The sequence below is a fragment of the Streptomyces sp. NPDC048461 genome (genome assembly GCF_055587105.1).
The window spans coordinates 1-1,023 of the sequence record NZ_JBVJGW010000093.1 but is presented as its reverse complement, the minus strand read 5'-3'; the positions used below and the strand labels follow the sequence as shown (position 1 = coordinate 1,023).

General features: G+C 38.6%; 1 protein-coding gene. It reads right to left on the bottom strand.

From position 1 onward, the window contains the following. On the bottom strand, nt 1-744 hold a 744-nt coding region (locus tag ACZ6S8_RS39705; protein ID WP_469463293.1), incomplete at its 3' end, for a potassium channel family protein. Nucleotides 745-1,023 lie beyond the last annotated feature (279 nt).

Genomic DNA, 1,023 nt, shown 5'->3' with positions numbered 1-1,023 from the left:
GATGCTTATTAATGAGCAGGTACGCTTCGCAAGTGCAAAGCTGCGATTAAATATCAGCTCATTAGGATAAGACTGTTTCTGCGTTTGGATTTCATAGCAGCCACCCTGAATTTGACTGAGTACATGATAAAATTTCATTAGTACAGAATCATTACCAAACCCAGTCAATTCAGATTGATTAGCATGAAAAACAATATAGTTAGAAGTTGCTTCAAACCGTGAAATTAATTCCTTTAATACCTTTTGCGTTCGCAGGGTGTCCCGTGCAGAAAATGCATCGAGGAGTTCAGTGTTGAGATTGTAAAGCTCTGAGCAGAAAGCATCAATACGTCTCTGACAGTCACTCGTGTGAACTAAAAGAAGCATGGCTTGATGCCGCTCCGAAGCAAACTTCCCTATTAATAATGTAGTGAAGAGCAATCCACACAATGTAAGTATCACAGAAATAAAACGAGAGAAACCGACAGGGGCAATGTCACCATAGCCAAGGGTTGTAAAGGTCACAAAGCAGAAGTAAAGTGTATCAACGTAACTATCTGCATGTTGAAGCCCCCCAGTTAAACTGATGATAATCGAACAGAAAAGGATAACCAATACGGCCCCTACAATTAAATCAATGTAGGTGGCTTTTTGAATTACCTTCCCGAAGGTAGACGAAAGCTCATATTTATTGTCTGGAGGATTCACTAATGAATCGCCATCGTCATAAATTAGTGAATCTAAATGGATCGGTGTTTTTTTCACAAGCTAAAATTCCTTTTTAAAAGATGAATAACCAGTAAATATTAGAGTAGTTCGAACATAAAGTATGTCAATACTCGTTGAGTGTTTATGTTATGCTTCATTTATTTTTTCCTACCTAGATCTATCTTAAAGAGTTATTAACTGACATACAACAATCCGTTTCTGGCACAGAGCTGCCCTGTTAGATTGGGTCAAGCTCTGTGCTGTGGCAATGCCAGATCAAGTCTGAGCTAATACAACTTTTAGCCCAGATAAAGGTATGTATTGTGCTGATAACGC